General features: G+C 74.0%; 8 protein-coding genes. 6 read left to right on the top strand and 2 right to left on the bottom strand.

What is annotated here, in order from left to right; translation table 11 throughout:
* The first annotated feature begins 2 nt into the window (after positions 1–2).
* The 5 genes from ACFYZZ_RS19385 to asnB all read left to right on the top strand — a co-directional run bounded on the left by ACFYZZ_RS19385 (position 3) and on the right by asnB (position 20,593).
* Positions 3–13,826: an SDR family NAD(P)-dependent oxidoreductase gene (locus ACFYZZ_RS19385; RefSeq protein WP_389177093.1), complete on the top strand. Its 13,824-nt coding sequence runs from the start codon at positions 3–5 to the stop codon at positions 13,824–13,826.
* Positions 13,827–13,859: 33 nt separating this feature from the next.
* Entirely contained in the window at positions 13,860–16,499 is a 2,640-nt protein-coding gene (locus ACFYZZ_RS19380) for a thioester reductase domain-containing protein (protein WP_389177090.1), read from the top strand.
* Positions 16,496–17,635 (top strand): alpha/beta hydrolase, encoded by a 1,140-nt coding sequence (locus ACFYZZ_RS19375; RefSeq protein WP_389177087.1) that lies wholly within the window; start codon positions 16,496–16,498, stop codon positions 17,633–17,635. Before ACFYZZ_RS19380 ends, ACFYZZ_RS19375 begins: the two co-directional genes overlap by 4 nt.
* A gap of 62 nt (positions 17,636–17,697) precedes the next feature.
* Positions 17,698–18,477, top strand: a complete 780-nt coding sequence (locus ACFYZZ_RS19370; RefSeq protein ID WP_389177084.1) for an alpha/beta fold hydrolase — start codon at positions 17,698–17,700, stop codon at positions 18,475–18,477.
* A 274-nt stretch (positions 18,478–18,751) separates the two neighbouring features.
* The gene (asnB, locus tag ACFYZZ_RS19365) at positions 18,752–20,593 is read left to right on the top strand and encodes an asparagine synthase (glutamine-hydrolyzing) (RefSeq protein WP_389177082.1); all 1,842 of its coding nucleotides are present in this window, start codon (positions 18,752–18,754) and stop codon (positions 20,591–20,593) included.
* A gap of 221 nt (positions 20,594–20,814) precedes the next feature.
* Here the strand turns inward: asnB and ACFYZZ_RS19360 are convergent, their stop codons facing one another.
* Both ACFYZZ_RS19360 and ACFYZZ_RS19355 read right to left on the bottom strand, forming a co-directional pair.
* Complete coding sequence (locus ACFYZZ_RS19360; RefSeq protein WP_389177080.1) at positions 20,815–21,339, bottom strand: DUF4232 domain-containing protein; 525 nt, start codon at positions 21,337–21,339, stop codon at positions 20,815–20,817.
* A 107-nt stretch (positions 21,340–21,446) separates the two neighbouring features.
* Positions 21,447–23,084, bottom strand: coding sequence for an alpha/beta hydrolase (locus ACFYZZ_RS19355; RefSeq protein ID WP_389177078.1), 1,638 nt, complete (start codon positions 23,082–23,084; stop codon positions 21,447–21,449).
* A gap of 308 nt (positions 23,085–23,392) precedes the next feature.
* Here ACFYZZ_RS19355 and ACFYZZ_RS19350 point away from each other — a divergent pair, with 308 nt between their 5' ends.
* Complete coding sequence (locus ACFYZZ_RS19350; protein WP_389177076.1) at positions 23,393–24,013, top strand: chaplin; 621 nt, start codon at positions 23,393–23,395, stop codon at positions 24,011–24,013.
* Positions 24,014–24,213: the final 200 nt, after the last annotated feature.

Genomic DNA, 24,213 nt, shown 5'->3' with positions numbered 1-24,213 from the left:
AGATGCCTGCGAACGAGTCCCCGAAGCACACCCCCGAGCCGTCCCTGACGACCTCCGAGGGCGTCCGGGCCTGGCTGGCATCGGCCGTCGCCGAGGCGGCCGGGACCGACCCGGCCAACGTCGATCCGCACCGTCCGCTGGCCGAATTCGGCCTAGGATCACGCCAGTTGGTCACCCTGGCCGCCGAACTCGGCACGCTGACGGGCCGCCTCCTGGAGCCGTCCCTCGTCTTCAACCACCCCACCATCGCCGCCGTCGCGCAGGCCGTCTTCGAACCCGAGCGGGCGGAGACACCGTTGCCGAGTACAGCCGTGGAGCGGACCGGCCCCGGCGACGACGTGGCGATCATCTCCATGGCCTGCCGCTTCCCCGGCGGCGCCGAGGACCCCGAGGCCCTGTGGCGGCTGCTGACCACGGGCGAGGACGCCATCTCCGAGGTCCCGGCGGGCCGTTGGAACACGAGCGGCCTGTACGACCCCGACCCCGAGGCCCTCGGCAAGGCCTACACCCTGCGCGGCGGCTACCTCGACGGCGGCATCGACCGCTTCGACGCGGCCTTCTTCGGCATCTCCCCGCGCGAGGCCGCCGCCATGGACCCCCAGCAGCGGCTGCTCCTCCAGACCACCTGGGAGGCGATCGAACGCGCCGGAATCCTCCCGGAGTCCCTGAACGGCAGCTCCACCGGCGTCTATCTCGGCCTGTACGACAGCGGCTACCTCGCCGCCGCCCCGCTCACCCAGCTCGACGGACACGTCGGCACCGGCTCGGCCGCCAGCGTGGCCTCCGGACGCATCGCCTACACCCTCGGCCTGCAGGGGCCGGCGGTGACCGTCGACACCGCCTGCTCGTCCTCACTGGTCGCCCTGCACCTGGCGGCGCGCGCCCTGGCGAGCGGCGAGTGCGATCTCGCCCTGGCCGGCGGGGCCACCCTGCTGGTCACCCCGCGCGGCCACGTCGAGTTCAGCAGGCTGCGCGGGCTGTCCCCGTCCGGGCGGTGCAGCCCGTTCTCCGCCGACGCGGACGGCGTCGTATGGGGCGAGGGCTGCGGTCTCGTCGTGCTCAAGCGGCTCGCGGACGCGCGCCGGGACGGCGACCGGATCCTGGCCGTCGTCAAGGGCTCGGCGATCAACCAGGACGGCCGCAGCCAGGGCCTCAGCGCCCCCAACGGCCCGGCACAGGAACGGGTGGTGCGCGCTGCGCTGGACGCGGCCGGGCTCACCCCGCGCGACCTCGACCACGTCGAGGCCCACGGCACCGGCACCCGGCTCGGCGACCCCATCGAACTCCGCGCCCTGGCCAACGTGTTCGGCCCCGACCGCCCGGCCGGCCACCCCCTCGGCGTCGGCTCCCTGAAGTCCAACATCGGCCACACCCAGGCGGCCGCGGGCATCGGCGGCGTCATCAAGACCGTCCTCGCGCTCGGCCGTGAACACATACCGGCCTCCCTGCACGCCGAGCGCCTCACCGACCAGATCGACTGGACCGGCAGCGGACTGCACGTACAGAGCGCCGGACAGGACTGGCCGCGCACCGCGGACCGGGTACGCCGGGCCGGGGTCAGCGCCTTCGGAATCAGCGGCACCAACGCCCACGTGGTCCTGGAGGAGGCACCCGAACCCGCCGCCGAAGGCCCCGCAGGGGAAGCACCGGAACCTGCCACCGCCGACGCCCTCGCAGAGGAAGCACCGGAACCTGCCACCGCCGACGCCCTCGCAGAGGAAGCACCGGAACCTGCCACCGCGGACACCCCCGCACACGAAGCACCGGAACCTGCCACCACGGAGCCCCCCGCACCGCAGCCCGCGCCCACCCTCTTCCCGCTCTCCGCCCGCAGCCTCCCCGCCCTGCACGGTCAGGCCGCCCGGCTGCTCGACGCCCTGGAGACACGCCCGGAGCTGTCGCTCCCCGCGGTCGCCGCGACCCTCGTCCACCACCGCACCCACTTCGACCACCGGGCCGTCGTCCGGGCCTGCGACCGCACCCGGCTCGTCGACGCCCTGCGCGCGCTTGCCGACGGACACCCCGACCCCGACCACACCACCGGCCCGCAGCGGACCGCCCCCGCCGGCAAGTTGGCCTTCGTCTTTCCCGGCCAGGGCAGCCAGTGGGCCGGCATGGCCCGCGACCTGCTGGACCGGGACCCGGTGTTCGCCGACGAGCTGGACCACTGCGACGCGGCGCTGCGCCCGTTCACCGAGTGGTCCGTGGCCGCCGTGCTGCGCGGCGACGCCGGCGCCCCGTCCCTGGACCGCGTGGACGTCGTCCAGCCCGCCCTGTTCGCCGTGATGGTGTCGCTCGCCGCGGTGTGGCGCGCCCGGGGCATCCGCCCGGACGCCGTCATCGGACACAGCCAGGGCGAGGTCGCCGCGGCCTGCGTCGCCGGCGCACTCAGCCTCAACGACGCGGCCGCCGTCGTCGCCCTGCGCAGCCAGGCCCTGACCGACCTGTCCGGCACCGGCACCATGGCCGTGATCGCGCTGTCCCACGACGAGGTCCGGGCCGAACTCGACGGACCCGTCTCGGTCGCCGCCGTCAACAGCGGCCGGGCGACCGTGGTCGCGGGCGCCGTCGAAGCGGTCGAAGCGCTGCTCGCCCGACTCGAAGCACGCCAGGTGTTCGTGCGCCGTATCGACGTCGACTACGCCTCCCACAGCGACCGGGTCGAACCGGTCCGCGAACGGATCCTCGACGAACTCGACGGCGTGACCACGTACCCGGCGGACATCGCCTGGTACTCCACGATCACCGCCGAACCGGTCACCGAGGAACTGGAGGCCGGCTACTGGTACACCAACCTCCGCGAGACCGTCCGCTTCGCGCCCACCGTCGAGCGCATGCTCGCCGACGGCTACCGCCACTTCGTGGAACTGAGCCCCCACCCGGCCCTGCTCACCGCGCTGCGCACGCTCGGCGAGGACACGGGCCACGACCTGACCGCCGTCGGCTCGCTGGGCCGCGACGAGGACGGCCCCGCCTGCCTGGACCGAGCCGCCGCCGAACTCCACGTCCACGGACGGCGGATCGACTGGCACCGCCTGGTCCCCGACGGCGACACCGCCGACCTGCCCACCTACGCCTGGGACGCGCAGCGCCACTGGATCGAACCGGAGGCCGCCACCGGTGGCCCGGCCCTGTTCGACCAGGCCGCGCATCCGTTCCTCGGCATCCAGCTCCAGTCCGCCGACGAGACCCGCTGGACCTTCCGCAACGAGTGGTCCCCGGCCACCGCCGACTGGCTCCCCGACCACACCGTGTTCGGCCGCACCGTGGTCTCCGGCACCACCCTGATGGAGCTGTGCCGTGCCGCGCTCGCCGTGGCCCGCCCGGACGACGCGGCCGACGTCACCGACCTCCTCCTGCTCAGCCCCCTCGTCCTGCCCGGCACCGGCACGGTCGAGGTCTCCGTCGAGGTCGTCACCGCAGGTCCCGTACCCGAGATCACCGTGCACAGCCGCCCGCGCGGCCAGGACGCCCCCGGCTGGACCCTGCACGCCACCGCGTCCGCGGCCGAGTCGACCCCGCTCACCGCGGGCCGCCCGCCTCAGTGGCCCGAGACCGCCGAAGAGGCCTGGACGGAGGAGACGTACGAGCGCCTGGCCGGCCTCGGTCTCGGCTACGGGCCCGCCTTCCAGGGCGTACGGTCGGCGGTCACGACCGGCGACGGAGAACTCCTCGCCCGGCTCTCCCTGCCCGCCGGCGCCCGCGACGCGGCCGACCCGTACCCGGTGCACCCGGCCCTGCTGGACGCCGCTCTGCACGTCACCGCCGCCTTCGGAGCGGCCGACGGACGCGCCCTGCTCCCCGTCGCCGTGGGCCGCTGCGTCCTGCCCCACGGCGGCGCGGGCGACCTGACCGCACGGGTGCGGCGCACCGGCGACGCCGACTCGGACCTCACCCTCGACGTCACGCTGTGGGACGCCGACGGCCTGCCCGCCGGACGCCTGGAGGCCGTACGCCTGCGCGCCGCCGCCCCGGCCGACCTCGACGCAGGTTCGGAGAACGCCCGGCACCTGTACGAGGTGGCCTGGACGGCCCTCACCGAGGAGCCGCCCGCCGCCGCGCAGGACCTCACCTGGACCGTGGCAGGCGACCCGGCCGACGCGAAGGCGGAGGCCGCTCTGCAGGGCCTCGCGCTGCGCGAGACGGACGCCGACGTCGCCGTACGATTCTGGCCGCGCCCCGACGAACCGATGTCCGGAGCCCACGAGTTGGCGGCCGCCGCGCTTGCCGAGCTGCAGCGGCTCATCGCGCTCCCCGAGGACCGGACGCCCGCCCGGACCGTGTGGGTGACCCACGGCGCGATCGCCGCCGCCGACGGCGACCCGGTCGCCGGATACGCCCAGTCGGTGCTGTGGGGGCTGGCCCGCAGCGCCCGTGCCGAGCACCCGGACCTCGGGCTGACGTTGCTGGACCTCGACGGCAGCGATCCCGCGTCCGCGCTCAGGGCGGCGGCAGGCCTGGCCGGGGAACCCGAACTCGCCCTTCGCGAAGGGGCTTTGTTCGTCCCGCGGCTGGTGCGTGCACGCCCCGACCGGCACGAGCAGGGCCGGGCCGGTCAGCTCCCCACGGACGGGACCGTCCTGATCACCGGCGGTCTGGGCGCCGTCGGCCGGCACATCGCCCGCCTCTTCGCCGGGCGAGGCGTTCCCCGACTTTTGTTGACGGCGCGCAGGGGAGCCGAGGATCCCCGCGCGGCCGAGACGGTCGCCGAACTGGCCGCGCTCGGCGCCACGGCCGAGGTCGTCGCCTGCGAGGTCACCGACCCGGCCGCCGTCGCCGACGTACTCGCCCGGGCCGGCGAGGAGTTGCCCCTGCGCGGAGTCGTGCACTGCGCCGGGATCCTCGACGACGGGGTCGTCGCGGAGCTGACGCCCGAGCGGCTGGCGCGGGTACTGCGACCCAAGGTCGACGGCGCCCTCCACCTGCACCGGCTCACCGCCGACACCCCGCTGGACCTGTTCCTGCTGGTGTCCTCGGCCGCCGGCGTCGTGGGCAACGCGGGCCAGGGCAACTACGCGGCCGCCAACGCCTTCCTCGACCAACTCGCCCACCACCGGCGGGCCCTGGGCCTGGCCGGCAGCTCGATCTCCTTCGGCGCCTGGGCCGGTGAGGGCCTCGCCGCGGCCCACGCCGACCTGGAGCGCATGGCCCGGCTCGGCCACCGGGCGCTCACCCCGGAGCAGGGCCGCGACCTCGTCGCGCTGGCCCTGCCGCGCACCGCCCCGCACCTGGTGGCCTGGGCCCTCGACCTGCCCCGTCTGCGCCAGTCGGACGCGGCCGGCACCGCCCTGTGGCGCTCGCTGCTGCCCGCGCCGCGCGGCACCGGGGGAGACGCCCTCGCCGACCGCCTGGCCCGGCTGCCCGAGCCCGAGCGGGCCGAGCGCGTCCTCGCCCTGGTCCGTGACGAGGCCTCCCGCGCCCTCGGCCTGCGCTCCGCCGAGTCCGTACGCCCCGACCAGCCGCTGCGCGACCTCGGCATGGACTCCGTCACCGCGGTCGAACTGCGCAACCGCATCGGGGCCCGCCTCGGCACCCGCCTGCCCGCCACCCTCCTCTTCGACCACCCCACCGCCGACCGGCTCGCCGAGTACCTGCTCGCCACCGTGCTGGGGCGCACCGCGGGCAAGGCCCAGGTCCAGCGGACCCTTACGGCCGCGCCCGCCGGCGACGAACCGATCGCCATCGTGTCCATGGCCTGCCGGCTGCCCGGCTCGGTGAGCGACCCGGACGGCCTGTGGCGGCTGGTCGCCGAAGGCCGGGACGCGGTCGGCCCGTTCCCGGCCGGACGCTGGGACGTGGAGGCGCTCTACGACCCCGACCCGGACGCCCTCGGCAAGTCCTACGCCCGCGAGGGCGGCTTCCTGGACGACATCGAGTCCTTCGACGCGGGCTTCTTCGGGATCACCCCGAAGGAGGCCGCCGCCATGGACCCCCAGCAGCGGCTGCTGCTGGAGACGGCCTGGGAGGCGCTGGAACGCGCCGGAATCGTGCCCGCCCGGCTCGCCGGCAGCACCACCGGCGTGTACGTCGGCATGTTCGGCAGCGACTACCTGGCGGGCTCCCGCCTCGACCAGCTCGACGGCTACGTCGGCACCGGCTCGGCCCTCAGCGTCGCCTCCGGCCGGCTGGCGTACGCGCTCGGCCTGCACGGCCCGGCCCTGACCGTGGACACGGCCTGCTCGTCCTCCCTGGTCGCGACGCATCTGGCCGCCCAGGCCCTGCGCGCCGGGGAGTGCGACCTGGCCCTGGCCGGCGGGGTGACGCTCATGGTGACCCCGCAGACCTATGTGGAGTTCAGCCGCCTGCGCGGCCTGTCCCCGTCCGGCCGCTGCCGGTCCTTCTCCGACGACGCCGACGGCGCGATCTGGGCCGAGGGCGCGGGCATGCTCGTCCTCAAGCGGCTGAGCGACGCCGAGCGGGACGGCGACGAGGTGCTCGCCGTACTGCGCGGCACGGCCGTCAACCAGGACGGCCGCAGCCAGGGTCTGTCCGCGCCCAACGGCCCGGCCCAGGAACAGGTGCTCCGCCGCGCGCTGGAGCTGTCCGGGCTGGCACCCGCCGACCTCGACTACATCGAGGCCCACGGAACCGGGACCACCCTCGGCGACCCGATCGAGGCCAACGCCCTGGCCGAGGTCTTCGCCGGCTCCCGCCCCCAGGACCGCCCGCTGTACCTGGGGTCGCTGAAGTCCAACATCGGCCACGCGCAGGCCGCTTCGGGCGTCGCCGGGCTGATCAAGGTCGTGCAGTCGCTGCGCCACCAGACCCTGCCCCGCACCCTGCACGCCGGCACGCCGAGCCGGCACGTCGAGTGGGACGGCAGCGGGCTCCACCTGCTGCAGGAACCGGTCGCCTGGCCGGCGACGGAGGAGCGGGTGCGCAGGGCCGGGGTCAGCGCCTTCGGCATCAGCGGCACCAACGCCCACGTCATCGTGGAGGAAGCTCCCGCCAGGCCGCGGCAGGAACCGGAACCCCGGGATGGGAAGCGGCTGTTCCTGCTCTCCGGGCGCAGCGAGGCCGGTCTGCGCGGGCAGGCGGCCCGGCTCGCCCGCCACCTCACCCCCGACACCGCCCTCCCGGACGTCGCCCACACCCTGGCCCGGCACCGCAGCCACTTCGACTGGCGCGCCGCTCTCGTCGCGGGCGACCGCGACGAACTGCTCTCCTCCCTCAAGGCGCTGGGCGGCGGACGCAAGCCCGTGCCCGCACCCCGCGAGGACCAGACCGGGAAGGTGGCCTTTGTCTTCGCCGGGCACGGCGGTCAATGGACCGGCATGGGCCTGGAGTTGCTGTCTCAGTCCGAGGCCTTCCGGACGGAGCTGACCCGCATCGACGGCGCCGTCGAACGGCAGGCCGGCTGGTCGGTGCTCAACGTGCTACGCGCACCCGAGGAGTTCTCCCCGCTCGACCGCACCGAATACCTCCAGCCGGTCCTGTTCGCCGTCAACGCCGCACTGGCCGCCGCCTGGCGGGAACTCGGCGTCACCCCGGACGCGGTCGTCGGCCACAGCCTGGGCGAGATCGCCGCAGCGTACAGCTCGGGCGCCCTCACCCTGGACGACGCCGTCACCGCCGTCACCGGGCGGGCCGCCGCGGTCGTCCCGCTCGTCGGGCAGGGCGGCATGCTCGCCTTGGAGCTGCCGCTCGCCGACGTCGAGGAGCTGCTGGAGCTCTACGCCGGCCGGCTGTTCGTCGGAGCCGTCAACAGTCCCGGTGCCACCGCCGTGTCCGGCGAGACGGACGCGCTCACCGCACTGCGTCGCCAACTGGAGGAGCGGGGTGTCTCCACGCGCGTCCTGTCGACGCCGTTCGCCTCGCACACCCCGCTCATGGAACCGCTGCGCGCGGAACTCCTCGACCGCTTCTCCGGCATACAGGGCACCCGCACACCGACCCCGCTCTACTCGTCGGTGCTCGCCGAACCCGTCACCGGGGACGGCCTGGACGCCACCTACTGGTTCGACAACCTGCGCCGGCCGGTCCGCTTCGCCGACACCGTCCGCCGGATGCTCGACGACGGCTACCGCTACTTCGTGGAACTCAGCCCGCACCCCTCGCTCACCGCGTCGATCGAGGCCGTCGCCGCCGAGGCCGGGATCGACGCGGTGGGCATCGGCTCACTGCGCCGCGGCCGCGACGGACAGGACGTACTGCTCGGCAGGCTGGGGGAGCTGTACGAGGCCGGGCACACGCCCGACTGGACGGCGCTCTTCCCGCACGGCCGCCGCGCCGACCTGCCCACCTACGCCTTCGCCCGCGAACGCCACTGGCTCGCCCCCGTCCAGGCCACCTCCACCGGCGGATCACCGCTGCTCGGCACCCACGTCCAGGCCAGCGACGAACCCGGCCGGGACCTCTTCCAGAGCGAGATCGACCTGAACGACAGCCGCTTCGCCTACCTGACCGACCACCAGGTCACGGGCGAGGTGTGGCTGCCGGGCGCCGCCTTCCTGGACCTGGCACTGGAGGCCGCGACCACGCTCGCCGACGGCGGCGAGGTGCGGCTGGCCGACGTCCGGTTCGTCCAGCCGCTGCGACTGGACGCCGACCGGCCCGTACGGCTGCAACTGGTGCTGCGACCCGCGCAGGACGGCTCCCGGGAGTTCTCCGTCGCCTCGGCCCCCGCCGGTGCGCGCCGGCCGCGGTGGGAGCGGCACGTGACCGGGCGCATCGCCCTCACTCCGGAGCCGACCGCCCTCACGGCAGAGCCGGCGGCGGACGCGGGCACGGAACTCGCCGCGCTGCGCGAACGCTGCACCGAGCGCGTCGACCTGCCCGCCGTGTACGCCGGTCTCGCCGCCCTCGGCATCGACTACGGCCCCGCCTTCCGGGGCCTGGCCGAGGGGCACCGGGACGGCGGCACGACAGCGGTGGCCCGCCTGGCCGCCCGGCCCGCCGCCGGCCACCTCCTGCACCCGGCCACGCTCGACGCCTCCTTCCACACGGCCGCACTGCCCGCGGCCGCCCCGCAGGGCCGGGCGTTCGTGCCCGCCGGCGCCGGACATGTACGGTTCACCGGACTGCGCGCCGCACCCGCCTGGGTGAGCTGCGACCTGCGCGCGGTGGACGGCGACACCGCCCTCCTCGACCTGCGCCTGTGGGACGAGGACGGCCAACTCGTCCTCGCAGCGGACGAGTTCCGGCTCGCCGCGCTGTCCCCGTTGGACGGCGCCCTCTTCGAGACCCGCTGGCAGCCCCGCCCCGCGGCACAGGAGCCGCCCGCCGAGGGCAGCTGGCTCATCGTCGCCGACGAGACCGGAGTCGCCGACGAACTCACGTCCCGGCTCGGCGACTTGGCGCCGCACGTCGTCGTCGCCCGCCGCGGCACCGCGTACGGCGTCGAAGGCTCCGGCCGCTACGTCCTCGACCCCGCCGACCCGACCCAGTGGGCCCGGCTCCTGGACGAGGCCTTCGCGGACGCGCCGCCCGAGCGGGTGGTCCAGCTGTCCGCACTCGACGCCCCACCGGTCTCCGACGACCGCGGCGCCGAAGAGGCCGCCCGGCTCTGCTGCCTGACCACCCTGCACCTGGTGCGGGCCCTCACCGAGCGCGAGCGGCCCAAGGGCCGGACACCGCGCCTGTTCGTCGTCGTACGCGCCAGCCAGGCCGCCGGCGACAGCACCGAGGTGCACCAGCCGCAGCAGGCCCTCGCCTGGGGCTTCGGACTCGCCGTGGCCCAGGAGCACCCGGAACTCGCCACCACACTGGTCGACCTGCCCGCCGACGGCGGCGCCGAGGCACTGTGGACCCAGCTGTGGCACGCCGACGACGAGCGCCTTGTGGCGCTGCGCGGCACCGGCCGGCTCGTCCCGCGCCTGGCCCGTACCCGCCCCGACGACGGCGACAACCCCGAGCTGCCCGACGGCGTGCACCTGATCACCGGTGGTCTGGGCGGCCTCGGCCGTGTCGTCGCCGAGCGGCTGGTGCGCCGGGGCGCCCGGCGGCTCGCCCTGCTGAGCCGCGGCACGCCCGGCACGGCCGCCACCGCCTGGATACAGGGCCTCGAACAGCGGGGCGTCACCGTGCACCTCGCCCGCGCCGACGTGGCCGACCGTGCCGGACTCACCGCCGCCCTGGACGCCCTGCGCCGCGAGGCCGGCCCGGTCTCCACCGTGGTCCACGCCGCCGGTGTCCTGGACGACGCCACCCTGGCGAACCTCACCGAGGAGCGCGTCCGGCGTGTCCTCGCGCCCAAGGTGCTCGGCACCGCGCTGCTCACCGAACTGGTCCCGGAGGCCGGGAACCTGGTCCTGTTCGCCTCGGCGGCCGGTCTGCTGGGCTCGGCCGGGCAGAGCCCGTACTCGGCGGCGAACGCCTTCCTCGACGCCTGGGCGCACCACCTCTCCCGGACCGGCCGACGGGCGCTGAGCCTGGACTGGGGTGCCTGGGCGGGCGTCGGCATGGTCGCCGAGTCCGGCACCCGGGCCGCCGAGACCAGCCGCTCCGGCCTGGTCGCCTTCTCCCCGCAGGACGGCGGCGAACTCTTCGAGCGGGTGCTGACCACCGCCCGCCGCCAGCTCGCCCCGATCGCCCTCGACTGGGAGCTGCTGGCCCTCGACCCGGACGCGGCACGCAGCCGCCCGCTGCTCGCCGACCTGGTGACCGCCCCGGCCGGTGGCGCGGACACCGACGACCTCGTCAACAAGGTGTTCGCGGCCACACCCGGCCAGGAGCGCACCGAGTGGCTCGAAACCTACGTACGGGCCCGCGTCGGCGAGGTCTCCGGCGGTGCCGTGGACGTGTTCGCCACCACGGCCCTGAAGGAGCTGGGCCTGGACTCGCTGATGCTGGTCCGGCTGCGCAACGCGTTCGCCCGCGAGCTGGGCGTCGAACTCCCGGCCGCCGACGTGTTCTCCGCCGCCGACGTCCGCGGCCTCGCCCGCACCCTCGGCGAGGCCCTGCCCGAGCGCGCCGCACCTGCCGAGCGGGCCGCCTCCGCCGAGGAGGCCGACAGCTCACCCGCGCAGGACGTGCCCGAGACCGAACTGCGGCCCGCCACCCGGGATGTCGTACGACTCCTGCGCAGCGCCCAGCCGGACATGCCCGACGCGGCCCACGGCGTCGGCCTGGCCGTACGGCTCAGGACGCCGACCACCGAGGAAGCCCTCAGCGGCATCCTGGACCGGCTCGCCGCCCGCCACGCCGCCCTGCGCACCGCCGTCGTGACCGGCGACGAGAGCGGCCGGCAGCTGCGGGTGGACCGCCGGCCGCCCACGCCGCTGCTGCGGTGGGCCGAGGCCACGGAGGTGGACGCCGCCGAGCGGCTGCGGCTGCTCCTGGAGCCGCCGTTCGACCTGGCCGTCCCGCCGCTGTGGCGGTTCGAACTCGCCGACGGCGGCTCGCAGGGCCAGATCCTGGTGTTCGGCGCCCATCACGCGGTCAGCGATCTGCAGTCCCTGCTCCTCGTGGCCGCGGAGATCGACGCCGAACTCTCCGGCACCCCGCTGGACGGCACCGTCACCAACCGGGACATCGACCTGCTGATCGAGGCCCAGCAAGGCGGCGGCGAAGGCCCCGGCGAGGACTGGCGCGCGGCCTTCGAGGGCAGCGAACGGCTCGACCTGACCCTGGCCCGGCCGCGCCCCGAGACCCGCTCCTACCGGTCCGGCAGCGTCACCGTGACCGTCCCGGACGGTCTCATGGAGCGGGTCTCGGCCGCCGCGAGCGCTCTGGCCGTCACGCCCGCCGCGTTCTGCCTCGGCACGCTCACCGTGCTGCTGGCCAGGAAGCGGGAGCGGGAGCGGTTCGCGCTCGCCGTGCCCGTGGACACCCGTATCCACGCCGACGCGTACGGCGCGGTGGGCTTCTTCGGCGTCCCTGTGCCCTTCCCCGCCGAGGCGAGGGCCGGGGAGCGGATCGCGGACGTGCTGGTCCGCACCGACCAGCGCCTGCAGCGGATCCTGGCGAAGGGCGCCATGTTCTCCGACGTCCTCGCCACGCTCGCCCGGCAGGGACTGCACCGCGCCAACGCACCGCTCGTCGAGGTGTACTTCAACTACGTCCGCTTCTCGGGCCGGTTGACCAGCCTCGAAGTGCTGCCCGCCGGCGTCGGCCACACCGACCTCGACCTGATGATCACCATGACCCCGGACTCGGGCACCGTCCGCCTCGACCACAACCTCGACATCCTGGACGCGGACACGGCGACCGAACTCGGCGAGGAGTTCCTGGAGTTGCTCGCGCAGACCGCCGAGGACGCGACCGGCGTCGTACGCGAGAGCGCGACGGCCGTTCAGCAGACACCGGTCGAGGGACCGCGTCTCGCCCTCGCCGCCACCTTCGCCCTCGGCAACCTGCCCCTGATGTGCGAGGCGGCGCTGGAGGACGAGCGGGCGACGGTCGCCGAGGCGCCGTACCATCAGGTGCTCGCCGCCCTCCAGGACCCCTCGGGCGTCCTCGCCGACCCGGCCACCACAGTGGGCGTCGTCCTGCTGCGGGCCGCCGACCTGGAGCGGTTCGGACCGGTGGACGACACGGTCCTCGCCGAACTGCGCGGCGCCTACCCGGCCGCGCTGAAGTCCCTCGCCGAACGCACCCGCAGGCCGCTCGTCGTCGGCGTCCTGCCGACCGCCCGAGCCGACGACCGCCTCCTCGACTGGGAGCGCGGGATCGCCGCCGACCTGGCCGAACTGCCCGGCATCGCGGTGCTCGGCCCGGACGAGTGGACCCGGCATCACACCGTCGAGGACCGCTTCGACCAGCGCACCGAGCGCCTCGCCCACCTGCCCTTCACCCCCGCCTTCCAGGCAGCCGTGGCGCTGCGTCTGGCCGAGGTGGTACGGGCCGTGCGACGCCCCGCGCCCAAGGTGATCGCCGTCGACGGCGACGAGACCCTGTGGGGCGGGGTGGCGGGCGAGGCCGGGCCCGAGGCGGTGGACCTCACCGGCCCGCGCGGCCGGCTGGCCCGCAGGCTGCTGCGGTGGCGGGAAGCGGGCGCGCTGCTGGCACTGGTCAGCAACAACGACGAGGCCACGGTCCGAGCCGTCCTGGACCGGCCCGACAGCCTGCTGAAGGCCGAGCACTTCAGCGTGGTCTCCGCCGCCTGGAACCCCAAGCCGGACCGCCTCGCCGAGGCCGCCCGCACCCTCAACCTCGGCCTGGACAGCTTCCTGTTCCTGGACGACAACCCGGCCGAGATCGCGAGGATGCGCGCGGCGCACCCGCAGGTGCTGTCCGTGACCTGCCCGCCGGCCACCGAACTCGACACGTTCCTTGACCGGTTGTGGCCGCTCGTCCCGGTCGCGGCGACCGCCGAGGACGCCCTGCGGGCCCGGTTCTACGCACAGGAGCGCGAGCGGGACGCCGTCCGTGAGGGCGCCGGGTTCGAGGAGTTCCTCGCCCAGCTGAACCTCGAGGTCGACATCCGCGAGCTGACGGACGCGGACGTCGAGCGGGGCGAGCAACTCGTGCGCCGCACCAACCAGTTCACCCTGCGCGCCCGGTCCGCCGACGGCGGCGACCTCGCCCGGTGGCGGGAACGGGGCGAGGTGTGGACGGCGGCGGCCCGGGACCGGTTCGGCGACTACGGCCAGATCGCACTGCTCGCGGTCCACGCCGACGGGGACCAACTCGACGTGCTCGCCTGGCTGATGAGCTGCCGCGCCCTCGGCCGGGGTGTCGAGGAGCGGCTGCTCGGCCTGCTCGCCGACCGGGCCGAACAGCTGGGCTGCGCCAAGGTCCGGCTCACCGCCGAGCGCACCCCGCGCAACGCCCCCGCCCGCCGGCTGCTCGCCGCGCTCGGCGGCGGCGACCCGGACGACGAACGGCTGGACGTCGTGACCACCCCCGAACACCTGCGGGCCTTCCGCTCCTGGGAGCAGCAGTGAGGAACAAGACCGAGCACAACGCGAAGGGCTCTCATGCGTGACGTGAACGAGGAGTCGGCCTACGCCGGCCGGCGGGCGATCGCCGAGTCGATCGAACGGGGCGGCGGCGGACTCGGCGTGGCCGACCTGCTGGCCAAAGTGCGGGCGGCGGGCACCGAGCCCGAGCCCGCCCCGGCCCCGGCGCCCGACCTGCCGGGCCTGACGGCCATCATCACCGCCGCGGCCGGCCGCCATCTGCCCTCCGGCCGGCTGGCGCCCGACGCCGACTTCTTCGACGCGGGCGGCACATCCGTCGACGCGGTCGAGCTGGCCGCCGAACTGGAGGCCGAGCTGGGCATCGAGATCGACCTCGACGAGGTCTTCGCGGACGCCCGCCCGGCGAGTCTGGCCCGAAGGTGGCTGCTGCTGGTCGAAGCGGCGACGACAACGACGCCCTCGGCCGCGCCGGCACCTCTCGCCACGGCACCGGGCGTCTCCGCACCGGGTGTCTCTCAGGCCGCGGGCTCCTCGGCCGCGCCGGCACACGTCGCCGCTGCACCCGCGGCCCCCTCAACCGCGTCGGTGGCTCTCGGTGCACCGGGTGTCTCCCAGGACACGGCGCCCTCGACCGCGTCGGCACCCCTCGCCGCGGCACCGGGCATTTCCGCGCCCATCACCCCCTCGGCCGCGCCGGCCGCTTTCGCCGCGTCCGGCGTCTCCCAGGACGCGCCCCCCTCAGCCACCCCCACCCCCACCTCTTTCGCATCCCCGGCGCCCGCCCCCCACACCCTCCCCATCCCGTCTCCCCGCACCCCACCCGCCGTACCCGCCACCCCGTACCGGCCCGACGCCCCCCACTCCCGGGCCCGGCAGGAAGACCTCGACCAGATCCTGGCCGACCTCGCCCTCGCCGACCGGCTGCCCTTCGCCGACGTACCGGAACCGTTGGCGCCGCGCCGGATCCTGCTGACCGGTGCGACCGGGTTCCTGGGCAGCCATATGCTGCTCGACCTGCTGCGGCACAGCGACGCGCATGTGTACTGCCTGGTCCGCGCGGCCGACGAGGCGGCCGCGACCGAACGGCTCGGCGCTCAGCTGCGCAGCTACAAGCTGCCGTGGTCCTCGGAGATACGCCGGCGTATCACCGTGCTGCCCGGCGACATCCGCAGCCCGCGTCTCGGCCTCACCGACGAGCAGTGGCACGCCCTCGCGTACGAACTCGACAGCATCGTGGGTGTGGCGGCCGCCGTGGACTTCCTGCGCGGCTACCAGTCGTTGAGAAGCAGCAACGTCCTCGGTGCGCTCACCCTCGCCGAACTCGCCGCGACCGGCCGTCCCAAGCCGCTGCACCACATCTCGTCCATCGCCGTGTTCAATGAGGTCGGCATCACGTCCATGGGCGAGGACGACCCTCTCGCCCACGTCGACCGGCTCATCTCCGGCTACGACCAGTCCAAGTGGGCCGCCGAGGTCGCGCTGCGCCGGGCACGCGACCACGGACTCGTCGTGACCGCGCTCCGCCCGGGCGGCATCGGCGGCCACACGAAGACCGGCGCGTACAACCCGCTGGACCTGAGCAGCGGTCTGATCTCCGCCTTCGGCCGCTTCCGCACCGTACCGGCGTTCCGCTACCTCAACGCGGCCCCCGTCGACTGGGTCAGCCGGGTCGCGGTCGCCGCGATCTGCGAGCCCGACGCGTGGGGCTTCGACTACAACCTCACCGGCGTGCCCAACACCCTGGACGACGTCGTACAGGACATGGCCCTGGGCGGCATGCACGTCCGCGTCCAGGACTGGGACGAGTGGCGCACCGACACGCTCGCCCGACTGCAGGCCGAGCCCGTGCCCGAACTCGCCTTCCTCTCCCGGGTGTTGCAGAGCCCCACCGCGCTGAAGCTGTGCGAGGCCACCCTGAAGGGCCCCGCCGCCGGCGCGGACCGCACCGACGCCCTGGTCGCCGCCCTCGGCCTCACGCCCGCCGCACGGTACGACGCCCAGGCCCAGCTGAAGACCTTCGAGAAGCTCGCCGACGACGGCCTCGCCCGGCTTCCGCACAAGGACGACCAGCCCTACCTCTGGTTCGCCGAGACGACCGAGGGCACCGTCGGCCCGGTCGGAGCGGCCGCCGAGACCCCGTGCTCGATGGCGCTCACCCTGTCCATAGCCAGCATGTACCAGCTGGTCAAGGAGCGCCGGGTGGACGTCACGGGCGAGGTGACCTGCCCGGCGGTCCACCCCGAGCCGCTCACCGTGGAGCGCGGCGACGTCTGGGTCCGCCCCGAGGAGGGCATCCCGCTCCAGCACGGCCTCCGTCACCAACTCCTGCGCTACCGGCTCAGGTTGCGCGACGCGGACGGCGGTCAGTGGTGGCTGGAGGGCCGTAAGTACGCGCGGGCCCGCCGGGACCTGTGGCGTCAGACGCGCGCGCTCACCGTGGAGATCGGCCGCGAGGGCGAGGCCGCGAGCCTGCTGGGCGAGGTCGTCGTACCCGCCGACTCCTACGTCCGCGACCAGATCGACGGCATCAAGGTGGACCCGCGCCTGACCGGTCAGGAGAAGCGGGCCGCCAAGCTGACCTGGCTCGCCTGGTTCGGCCTGGAGATGGGCCGCGGCCTGCTCGCCCCGTTCGCCCGGGCCGCGGCGGACCTTCTCGACCTGCGCCGCACCCCCACCCTCACGGAGCACCACCGATGATCTTCAGGACCACCCCCTCCCGGACGGCCCGGCCGGCGCTCCGCAGGGTCCGCACCACCGCGGCCCTGCGCCCCCTGCGCCACCGCCTCGACCCGGCCCGCGTCGAGGAGATCCCGTTCCGCACGAGCGACGGCGTCCGCCTCGGCCTGACCCGCGTCGACACCGGGGACACCGGCCGGCCCGCCGTGCTGCTCCTGCACGGGCACACCGCCTCCGCCGACATGTTCCTGCTGCCCGAGACCCGCAACCTCGTGGACGCGCTCCTCGACGACGGCTACGAGCCCTGGCTGCTGGACTGGCGGGGCAGTTGTCGGCTGCCGTACAACGAGACCGGCCGGCGCTACACCTACGACGACGTGGCGCTGTACGACATCCCCGAGGCCGTCGCCCACATCCGCGATCGCATCGGCGAGCGCCCGCTGTTCGTGGTCGCGCACTGCATCGGCTCGCTCACCCTGTCGCTGAGCATGACGGCCGGGCTGGTGCCGGGGCTGGCCGGCGTGGTCTCGCAGGGAGTCTTCCTGACGCCCAGGCTGGCGGGGCGGACGTCGCTGCGGATGTCCGTGGCGGGGGAGTTGCTGAAGACCCGGATCGACCACATCCCGGTCGACTTCCGCAAGGTGGGCCTGTGGTCGAAGTACACCCCGCTGTTCGCCCTGGCCGCCCGCAGGGCGAGCTGCCCCGATCCGACCTGCCAGATCCTGCACCACTCGGCCTGGGGCACGGGCGCCTCGCTCTTCGTCCACGAGAACCTGGCCGAGGCCACCCACGACCGGCTCGCCGAGCTGCTCGGCCCCGCACCGCTGTGGATCCTGCCGCACCTGCGCCGGATCGAGCTGGCCCGCAGCGTGGTCCGCTGGCACGACACCGACCACCGCTACCGGGCCCTGCCGCAGAACGCCCTCGACGCGGCCGCCCGCATCGACACCCCCGTCCTGCTGCTCTCGGGCAGCGAGAACGGGCTGTGGCTGGACTCGCAGCGGCTCTGCCACGAGGTGCTGGCCCGCCGGCAGCCGCAGCTCGACGTCTCCTACACCGAGATCCCGGGCTACGGTCACCTGGACACGTTCCTGGGCCGGGGCGCCGCCCTCGACGTCTTCGGTCACATCCTCGAATTCCTCGGGGAACGCCGGTGACGCCGGGGCGCGCGGCCGGTTACCGTACCGGACAGTAACCGCAGCGCACCCAGGAGGCCCCCATGCCGCAGCTCGACGTCGACGGAGCCGTACTGACGTACGACGACGAGGGCCCCCGTGACGGCGCGGACGTGCCCGTGGTGTTCGTGCACGGCTGGACCGCGAACCGGCACCGCTGGGACCACCAGTTGGCGCACTTCTCCGCCGGCCGGCGGGTGATCCGGCTGGACCTGCGCGGGCACGGCGAGAGCACGGGGGCCGGGGTGCGCACGATCGCGGAGCTGGCGAAGGACGTCCTCGCCCTCCTCGACCACCTGGAGGTGGAGCGGTTCGTGCTGGTCGGCCACTCGATGGGCGGGATGATCTCCCAGACCATCGCCCTCTCCCACCCGGAGCGCGTGGAGCGGATGGTGCTGGTCAACTCGATCGGGCGGATGACCTACAACCGCGGCCGGGGCCTGCTCATGGCCGCCTCCACGCTGGTGCCGTACAAGCTGTTCGTCGCGACCAACATCCAGCGGGCCTTCGCCCCGGGGTATCCGCGCGAGGAGGTTCGGGAGTACATCCGCTCCTCCGCCGACACCCCGCGCGAGGTCGTCATGACCCTGTACGGCGCCATGCGGGCCTTCGATCTCCTCGACCGGGCCGGTGAGATCGCCACGCCCACCCTGATGGTGCACGGCTACCACGACATCCAGCTGCCCGTGCGGCAGATGCTCCGGATGGCGAAGGCCTACCCGAACGCGGTCGTGCGCATCATCGACGCGGGTCATGAGCTGCCCGTGGAGAAGCCGGCCGAACTCACCGCGGCGCTCGACTGGTTTCTGACCGCGAAGGCGTAGTGCGGGAGCCGCTTGGTGAAGTTTTTGCCCGTGGCCGGTTCCTGCCGGGCCGGCCCGGCAGGACGGCGGTTCTTCGATTTCGCGCGGGCAAAACGCGGCCGAAACTCTGAGGGAGTGTGGGCCGCTGTGTTACGCCCGCGTTGACCGCCGCGAGCGCCTGACGGAGGCTCGTCATATAGGTGCTCGATACAACTGGTTCGGCGGTCGCCTTCTGTCCACCCGGAAAGCGCAGGTGAGCGGGGGACGGCCGCGGGCCGGAGGCAGGAGGTAGCGCATGTGCGGCATCACCGGATGGGTCTCCTTCGACCGTGACCTGACCAGCGAGTCCGCCGCCTTGCATGCGATGACCGAGACGATGGCCTGCCGCGGCCCGGACGACCGGGGCACCTGGGCCGAGGGCCCCGCCGCCCTGGGCCACCGCCGCCTCGCGATCATCGACCTCCCCGGCGGCCGCCAGCCGATGTCCGTCCGCACCCCTGAGGGAGCCGTCGCCCTCGTCTACTCAGGTGAGACGTACAACTTCACCGAACTCCGCCGCGAACTCACCGACCGCGGCCACCGGTTCACCACCGACTCCGACACCGAGGTCGTCCTCCACGGCTACCTCGAATGGGGCGACGCCGTCGCCGAGCGACTGAACGGCATGTACGCCTTCGCCGTGTGGGACGCCCGCCACGACCGGCTGGTGATGATCCGCGACCGCATGGGCATCAAGCCGTTCTACTACCACCCGACCCCGGACGGCGTCCTGTTCGGCTCCGAACCCAAGGCGATCCTCGCCAACCCGCTCGCCCGGCCCCGCGTCGCCCTGGACGGCCTGCGCGAGTTGTTCACCATGGTCAAGACCCCCGGACACGCCGTGTGGGACGGCATGCACGAGGTCGAACCCGGCACCGTCGTGACCCTTGACCGCACGGGTCTGCGCACCCGCGTCTACTGGCGGCTGGAGACCCGACCGCACACCGACGACCGCGACACCACCATCGACACCGTCCGCTCGCTCCTCGACGACATCGTGCGCCGCCAGCTGGTCGCCGACGTCCCGCGCTGCACCCTGCTCTCCGGCGGCCTCGACTCCTCCGCCATAACCGCGCTCGCCGCCCGGCAGCTCGCCGAGCACGGCGAGAAGGTCCGCAGCTTCTGCGTCGACTTCGTCGGCCAGACCGACAACTTCGTCGCCGACGAACTGCGCGGCACCCCGGACACCCCCTTCGTGCACGACGTGGCCCGGCTCGCCCGCACCGACCACCAGGACATCGTCCTGGACGCCCAGTCCCTCGCCGACCCGGGCGTGCGCGAGAAGGTGATCCGCGCCCGCGACCTGCCGGCCGGCTTCGGCGACATGGACACCTCGCTCCTGCTGCTCTTCCGCGCCATCCGCGACCAGTCCACGGTCGCCCTGTCCGGCGAGTCCGCCGACGAGGTCTTCGGCGGCTACCTGCAGTTCTTCGACGAGGAGGCCCGCCGCGCCGAGACCTTCCCGTGGCTGGTGCACTTCGGCCGCCACTTCGGCGACGACGCCGACGTGTTGCGCCCCGACCTGGCCAAGACCCTGGACCTGGAGGGATACATCGCCGACGGCTACCGCACCGCCGTCGCCGCCATCCACCGCCTGGACGGCGAGAGCGACTTCGAGTACCGGATGCGGCAGATCTGCCACCTGCACCTGACCCGCTTCGTCCGCATCCTGCTCGACCGCAAGGACCGCATGAGCATGGCCGTCGGCCTGGAGGTCCGGGTGCCGTTCTGCGACCACCGGCTCGTCGAGTACGTCTACAACACGCCCTGGTCGCTGAAGTCCTTCGACGGCCGGGAGAAGAGCCTGCTCAGGGAGGCCACCGCAGACCTCCTGCCGCGGTCGGTGTACGACAGGGTCAAGAGCCCGTACCCGTCCACCCAGGACCCGCGGTACGCCCGCGCCCTGCAGGCCCAGGTCAAGGACCTCCTCGCCCGGCCCTCCCACCCCGTCTTCGACCTGGTCGACCGCGAGCGGGTCCGGGAGACCGCCGAACGCGACACCCCCGTCAACACCCAGGTGGCCCGCCGCGGCCTGGAGCGCGCCCTGGACCTCGCCCAGTGGCTGGACCTCTACAACCCGGAACTGCCCGTCGGCTGAGGCCCCGACACCGGGTCCGTCGCTCCCCGGGCGAGGTCGGGGGCCTGGTCCAGGACTTCCTGGAAGTGGCTCTCGGCTGAGGCCCCGACACCGTGGCCCGGTGCCGGTCTGCGGCTCCCTGAAGCCGGCCCTCAACCGTGGCCCGGTGCCTGTCCGGGGCTCTCCGGAGCTGGCCCTCAGCCGTGGCCCGGTGCTGGTCCGCGGCTCTCCGGAGCCGGCTCTCAGCCGAGGCCCAGTACCCGGTCCGCGGCCGTCGCCGTCGGCTGCCACCACGTGGTCACCGGCTCCCACACCCGGACCTCGCTGCCGGTGCCGAGCTGTGCGGCGGTGAAGGCGCGGCCCCACTGGGCGGCTGACGCGGCCACCGTGATCGCGTCCACCCGGCGGGCCTCGGGGTCCGCCGGGTCGGCGATGGTGCGCAGGGCCGCGTAGGCGGTCTTTCCGGCGCCGAGCCGGTACGTGCCGTTGCCGCCTTCCGGCACCGGCAGTGCGGCCCCGTCCAGGTCACCGAAGGTGACCGTGGGTACCCGGTCGACGACACAGGCCCGGGCGGTTCGGTTGGTCACGCTGACCCGCACCACGGCGGGATCGCCGGACGCGGCCTTCGCCCGCAGGCTCAGCGCCTTCTCGGTGCAGCGGGCGGGCTGGGTGTGCCCCGCGGCCGCCTGGCTCGGCGGCGCGGTGAGCAGCAGGGCCGCCGTGGCGGCGGAGACGGCGGGTACGGCGATGGCGGCGCGGATGCGCATGGCGGGTTCCCCTGTCTCGGTCACGTACGAGTACGGCGGGCCGAGGCGCGCCTGCCCAGTGTGACGTCCGGGCCGGCCGGGATACCTCGGTTGCGCTGCTCCTGTCGTCAATTGGCGGTGTTCGTGGTGGATCTCCAGGTGTTCCCATCCGCGGGGCAGGAGCTGCCGCTCGGTGGCAGGGTGCCGTACAGCAGGAAGTCGTTGACCTTGCGGTGCACGCACGTGGACGACGAGTAGCCGGTGTGTCCGTCGCCCTTGTTGTCGAGTACCACGGCGGAGGAGCCGAGCCGCCCGGCCGTCTCCTCGGTCCAGCGGTACGGCGTCGCCGGGTCGCCGCGCGTGCCCACCAGCAGCATCTTGGCCGAGTCGAGGTTCTTGACCCGGTCGCGGATGAAGGTCGTGCCCTTGGGGCGGCCGTAGCACATCAGCAGCTGGGTGAGCCGGAAGCGGCCGAAGACCGGCGACGCATGGTCGTAGGCGGCCTGCAGATCCTTGAGGTCCCTGGTGATCTGCGCTTCGCTGGGCCGGTCGGGGTCGTCCGCGCAGTTGATGGCCATCAGCGCGGCCGGCAGGTTGTCCGCCGGGATGTCCTGGGCGTCCACGAGCCCGCCGTCCCGCCTCGTGCCGTCCTTGCCCTTCCCCTGGCCGTCCAACCGGACGGGCACGGCGAAACCGCCGCCGGAGGTGAGGCTGAGCAGCCGCCGCGTGTCGCCGTCCTCGACCAGCGAGACGAGCGCACGCTCCAGGGAGGGCCACATCTCCTTGCTGTACAGGGCCTGCCCGACGGCGCCCACCAGGTCCTGTCCGGTGAACGTGCCGCCGAAGTCCGTGGGCACCGGGTTCTCGTCGAGCGAGCGCACCAGCTGGACGACCTGGTCCCCGGCCATGCGCCGGTCCTGACCGAACGGGCACGCGATGTCCGTCGTACACCAGTCCAGGAAGTCGTCGAGCGCGGTCTGCTGCCCCTCGGCGCCCGCCAGGCCCTGCTCGGACAGCGGCTCGGTCAGGGTGTCCACGCCGTCCAGGGCCATCCGGCCGAGGTTGTGCGGGAACTGCGCCGCGTACACCGCGCCGAGCCGGCTGCCGTAGGAGAAGCCCAGGTAGTTGAGCTTCTTGTCGCCCAGGGCCTGGCGGATGACGTCCATGTCCCGGGCGGAGTTCACGGTGCCTATGTGCCGCAGGACCGGGCCGGAGTGCCTGGCGCACTGGTCGGCGGCCCGCCGCAGCTTCTGCAGCAGGGCCTGGGGATGGCTGATGTCGGCGTTCTGACCCATCGCCGCCGAGGCCTCCTCGGTGCCCTGGCCGCAGCTGACGGGAGAGGAGCGGCCGACCCCGCGCGGATCGAAGGTGACCACGTCGTAGCCGTTGGTCAGCTCCATGAACTCCTTGCCGCCCCCGGAGAGTTCGGGGACGCCTGCGCCGCCGGGCCCGCCGAAGTTCAGCAGCACCGAGCCCCGCGACTTACCGGTGGCCCGGTACCGGGCCAGGGCCAGGTCGAGGGTGCCCGCGTTCGGGTGCTCGTAGTCGAGCGGGACGGTCACCTTCGCGCACTGGAGATCCTTCGGCATGTCCGGGCCCTCGCAGGCCGCCCAGGACGGCTTCTGCCGGTAGAAGCGGGACAGGTCCGGCTGCGGCTGGTCGGCGGCGGCCGCCGCGGGCAGCCCGGACCCGAGCAGCGCCAGCGTGAGGGCTCCGGCGCCCGCGCAGCGCCGCACGGCGGGCCGTGTGGACAGCTTGACCAGCATCGATCGCCTCCCGGGGCACACCCGCCGCGGACCGGGGCCGCGCCCTCGCTCACCATAAGCGGGCCTTGTACGGGCCGCCTCCGGGCGAGCGGGGCCATGTCCGATGATCTATTCTTCGCGGCTTCCGTCATGATCAATGATCTTTCGATTACTTTGCGTGCGGTTCGAATGATCATGTCACTCGACGGGGTGAAAGGCCGATAAGCCATAACTCGGATGGTTCGTCTGCGTTTTCTGGGGTGCGGGTGAGTGCCCGCGACGAAGTCTGGAAGGCAGGGAAAGCTATGAGACGGGCTACCCGAAACGGTGTGATCGCCGTCGTCGCCGCCTCCGGCGCGATGGCCGTGGCGATGCCGGCGTCCGCCGCCTTCGCGGCCGACGGGGCTGGCGCCGACGGTTCGGCGGTCGGCTCGCCCGGTGTGCTCTCCGGCAACACCGTCCAGCTCCCGGTGCACGTCCCCGTGAACGTGTGCGGCAACACCGTGAACGTGGTGGGGCTGCTCAACCCCGCGGCCGGCAACGCCTGCGCGAACGGTGGCGGTGGCGGCACGGGCGCCTCGTCGACGTCCGGCGGCGCGTCGGCGCAGGGCGGCACGAAGGACTCGCCCGGCGTGCTCTCCGGCAACACCGTCCAGCTCCCGGTGCACGTCCCCGTGAACGTCAGCGGCAACTCCGTGAACGTCGTAGGTGTGGGCAACCCGGCCACGGGCAACCATTCGGTCAACACCCACCACCCGGCACCGCCCCCGAAGCCGCCGACCCCCATCAAGTCCCACCCGCGCACTCCGCACCCCGCCGCGCAGCCGCCCGGGGCCACCCTGGCCCACACCGGAAGCGACCTCACGGCCCCCGCGGTCGCCGGCAGCGCCGCCCTCCTGCTCACCGGCGCGACCCTGTACCGCCGCTGCCGCCCCGGCCGGGACCGCTGACCCCCCCCCACGCACAGAGCGGTCCCGCCGGACGCCGGCCCGGTGGGGCCGTCGGCGTGAGCCGGTCCGGGATCACGTCCGTCGCGCGCTGCCAACTCGGCTCGCAGCAGCCCAGCTTGGGCACCGTATCGACCGAACCGTGCTTGGCGCGGCCCGCGTTGATCGGCAAGGATGTTAAAGATGCTGCGGGCGCGGTCGCC

This window comes from Streptomyces sp. NPDC001816 (assembly GCF_042892235.1).
In the GTDB taxonomy this organism is placed as follows: Bacteria; Actinomycetota; Actinomycetes; order Streptomycetales; family Streptomycetaceae; genus Streptomyces.
Note: the sequence above shows the minus strand (reverse complement) of the source record. Positions and strands in the feature narration are given on the sequence as shown.

What these genes read in the sequence shown, in the direction of transcription:
- asnB (WP_389177082.1), top strand. Translation starts at nt 18,752, where the DNA reads ATGTGCGGCATCACCGGATGGGTCTCCTTCGACCGTGACCTGACCAGC.
- ACFYZZ_RS19380 (WP_389177090.1), top strand. Translation starts at nt 13,860, where the DNA reads ATGCGTGACGTGAACGAGGAGTCGGCCTACGCCGGCCGGCGGGCGATC.
- ACFYZZ_RS19360 (WP_389177080.1), bottom strand. Translation starts at nt 21,339, where the DNA reads ATGCGCATCCGCGCCGCCATCGCCGTACCCGCCGTCTCCGCCGCCACG.
- ACFYZZ_RS19375 (WP_389177087.1), top strand. Translation starts at nt 16,496, where the DNA reads ATGATCTTCAGGACCACCCCCTCCCGGACGGCCCGGCCGGCGCTCCGC.
- ACFYZZ_RS19355 (WP_389177078.1), bottom strand. Translation starts at nt 23,084, where the DNA reads ATGCTGGTCAAGCTGTCCACACGGCCCGCCGTGCGGCGCTGCGCGGGC.
- ACFYZZ_RS19370 (WP_389177084.1), top strand. Translation starts at nt 17,698, where the DNA reads ATGCCGCAGCTCGACGTCGACGGAGCCGTACTGACGTACGACGACGAG.
- ACFYZZ_RS19385 (WP_389177093.1), top strand. Translation starts at nt 3, where the DNA reads ATGCCTGCGAACGAGTCCCCGAAGCACACCCCCGAGCCGTCCCTGACG.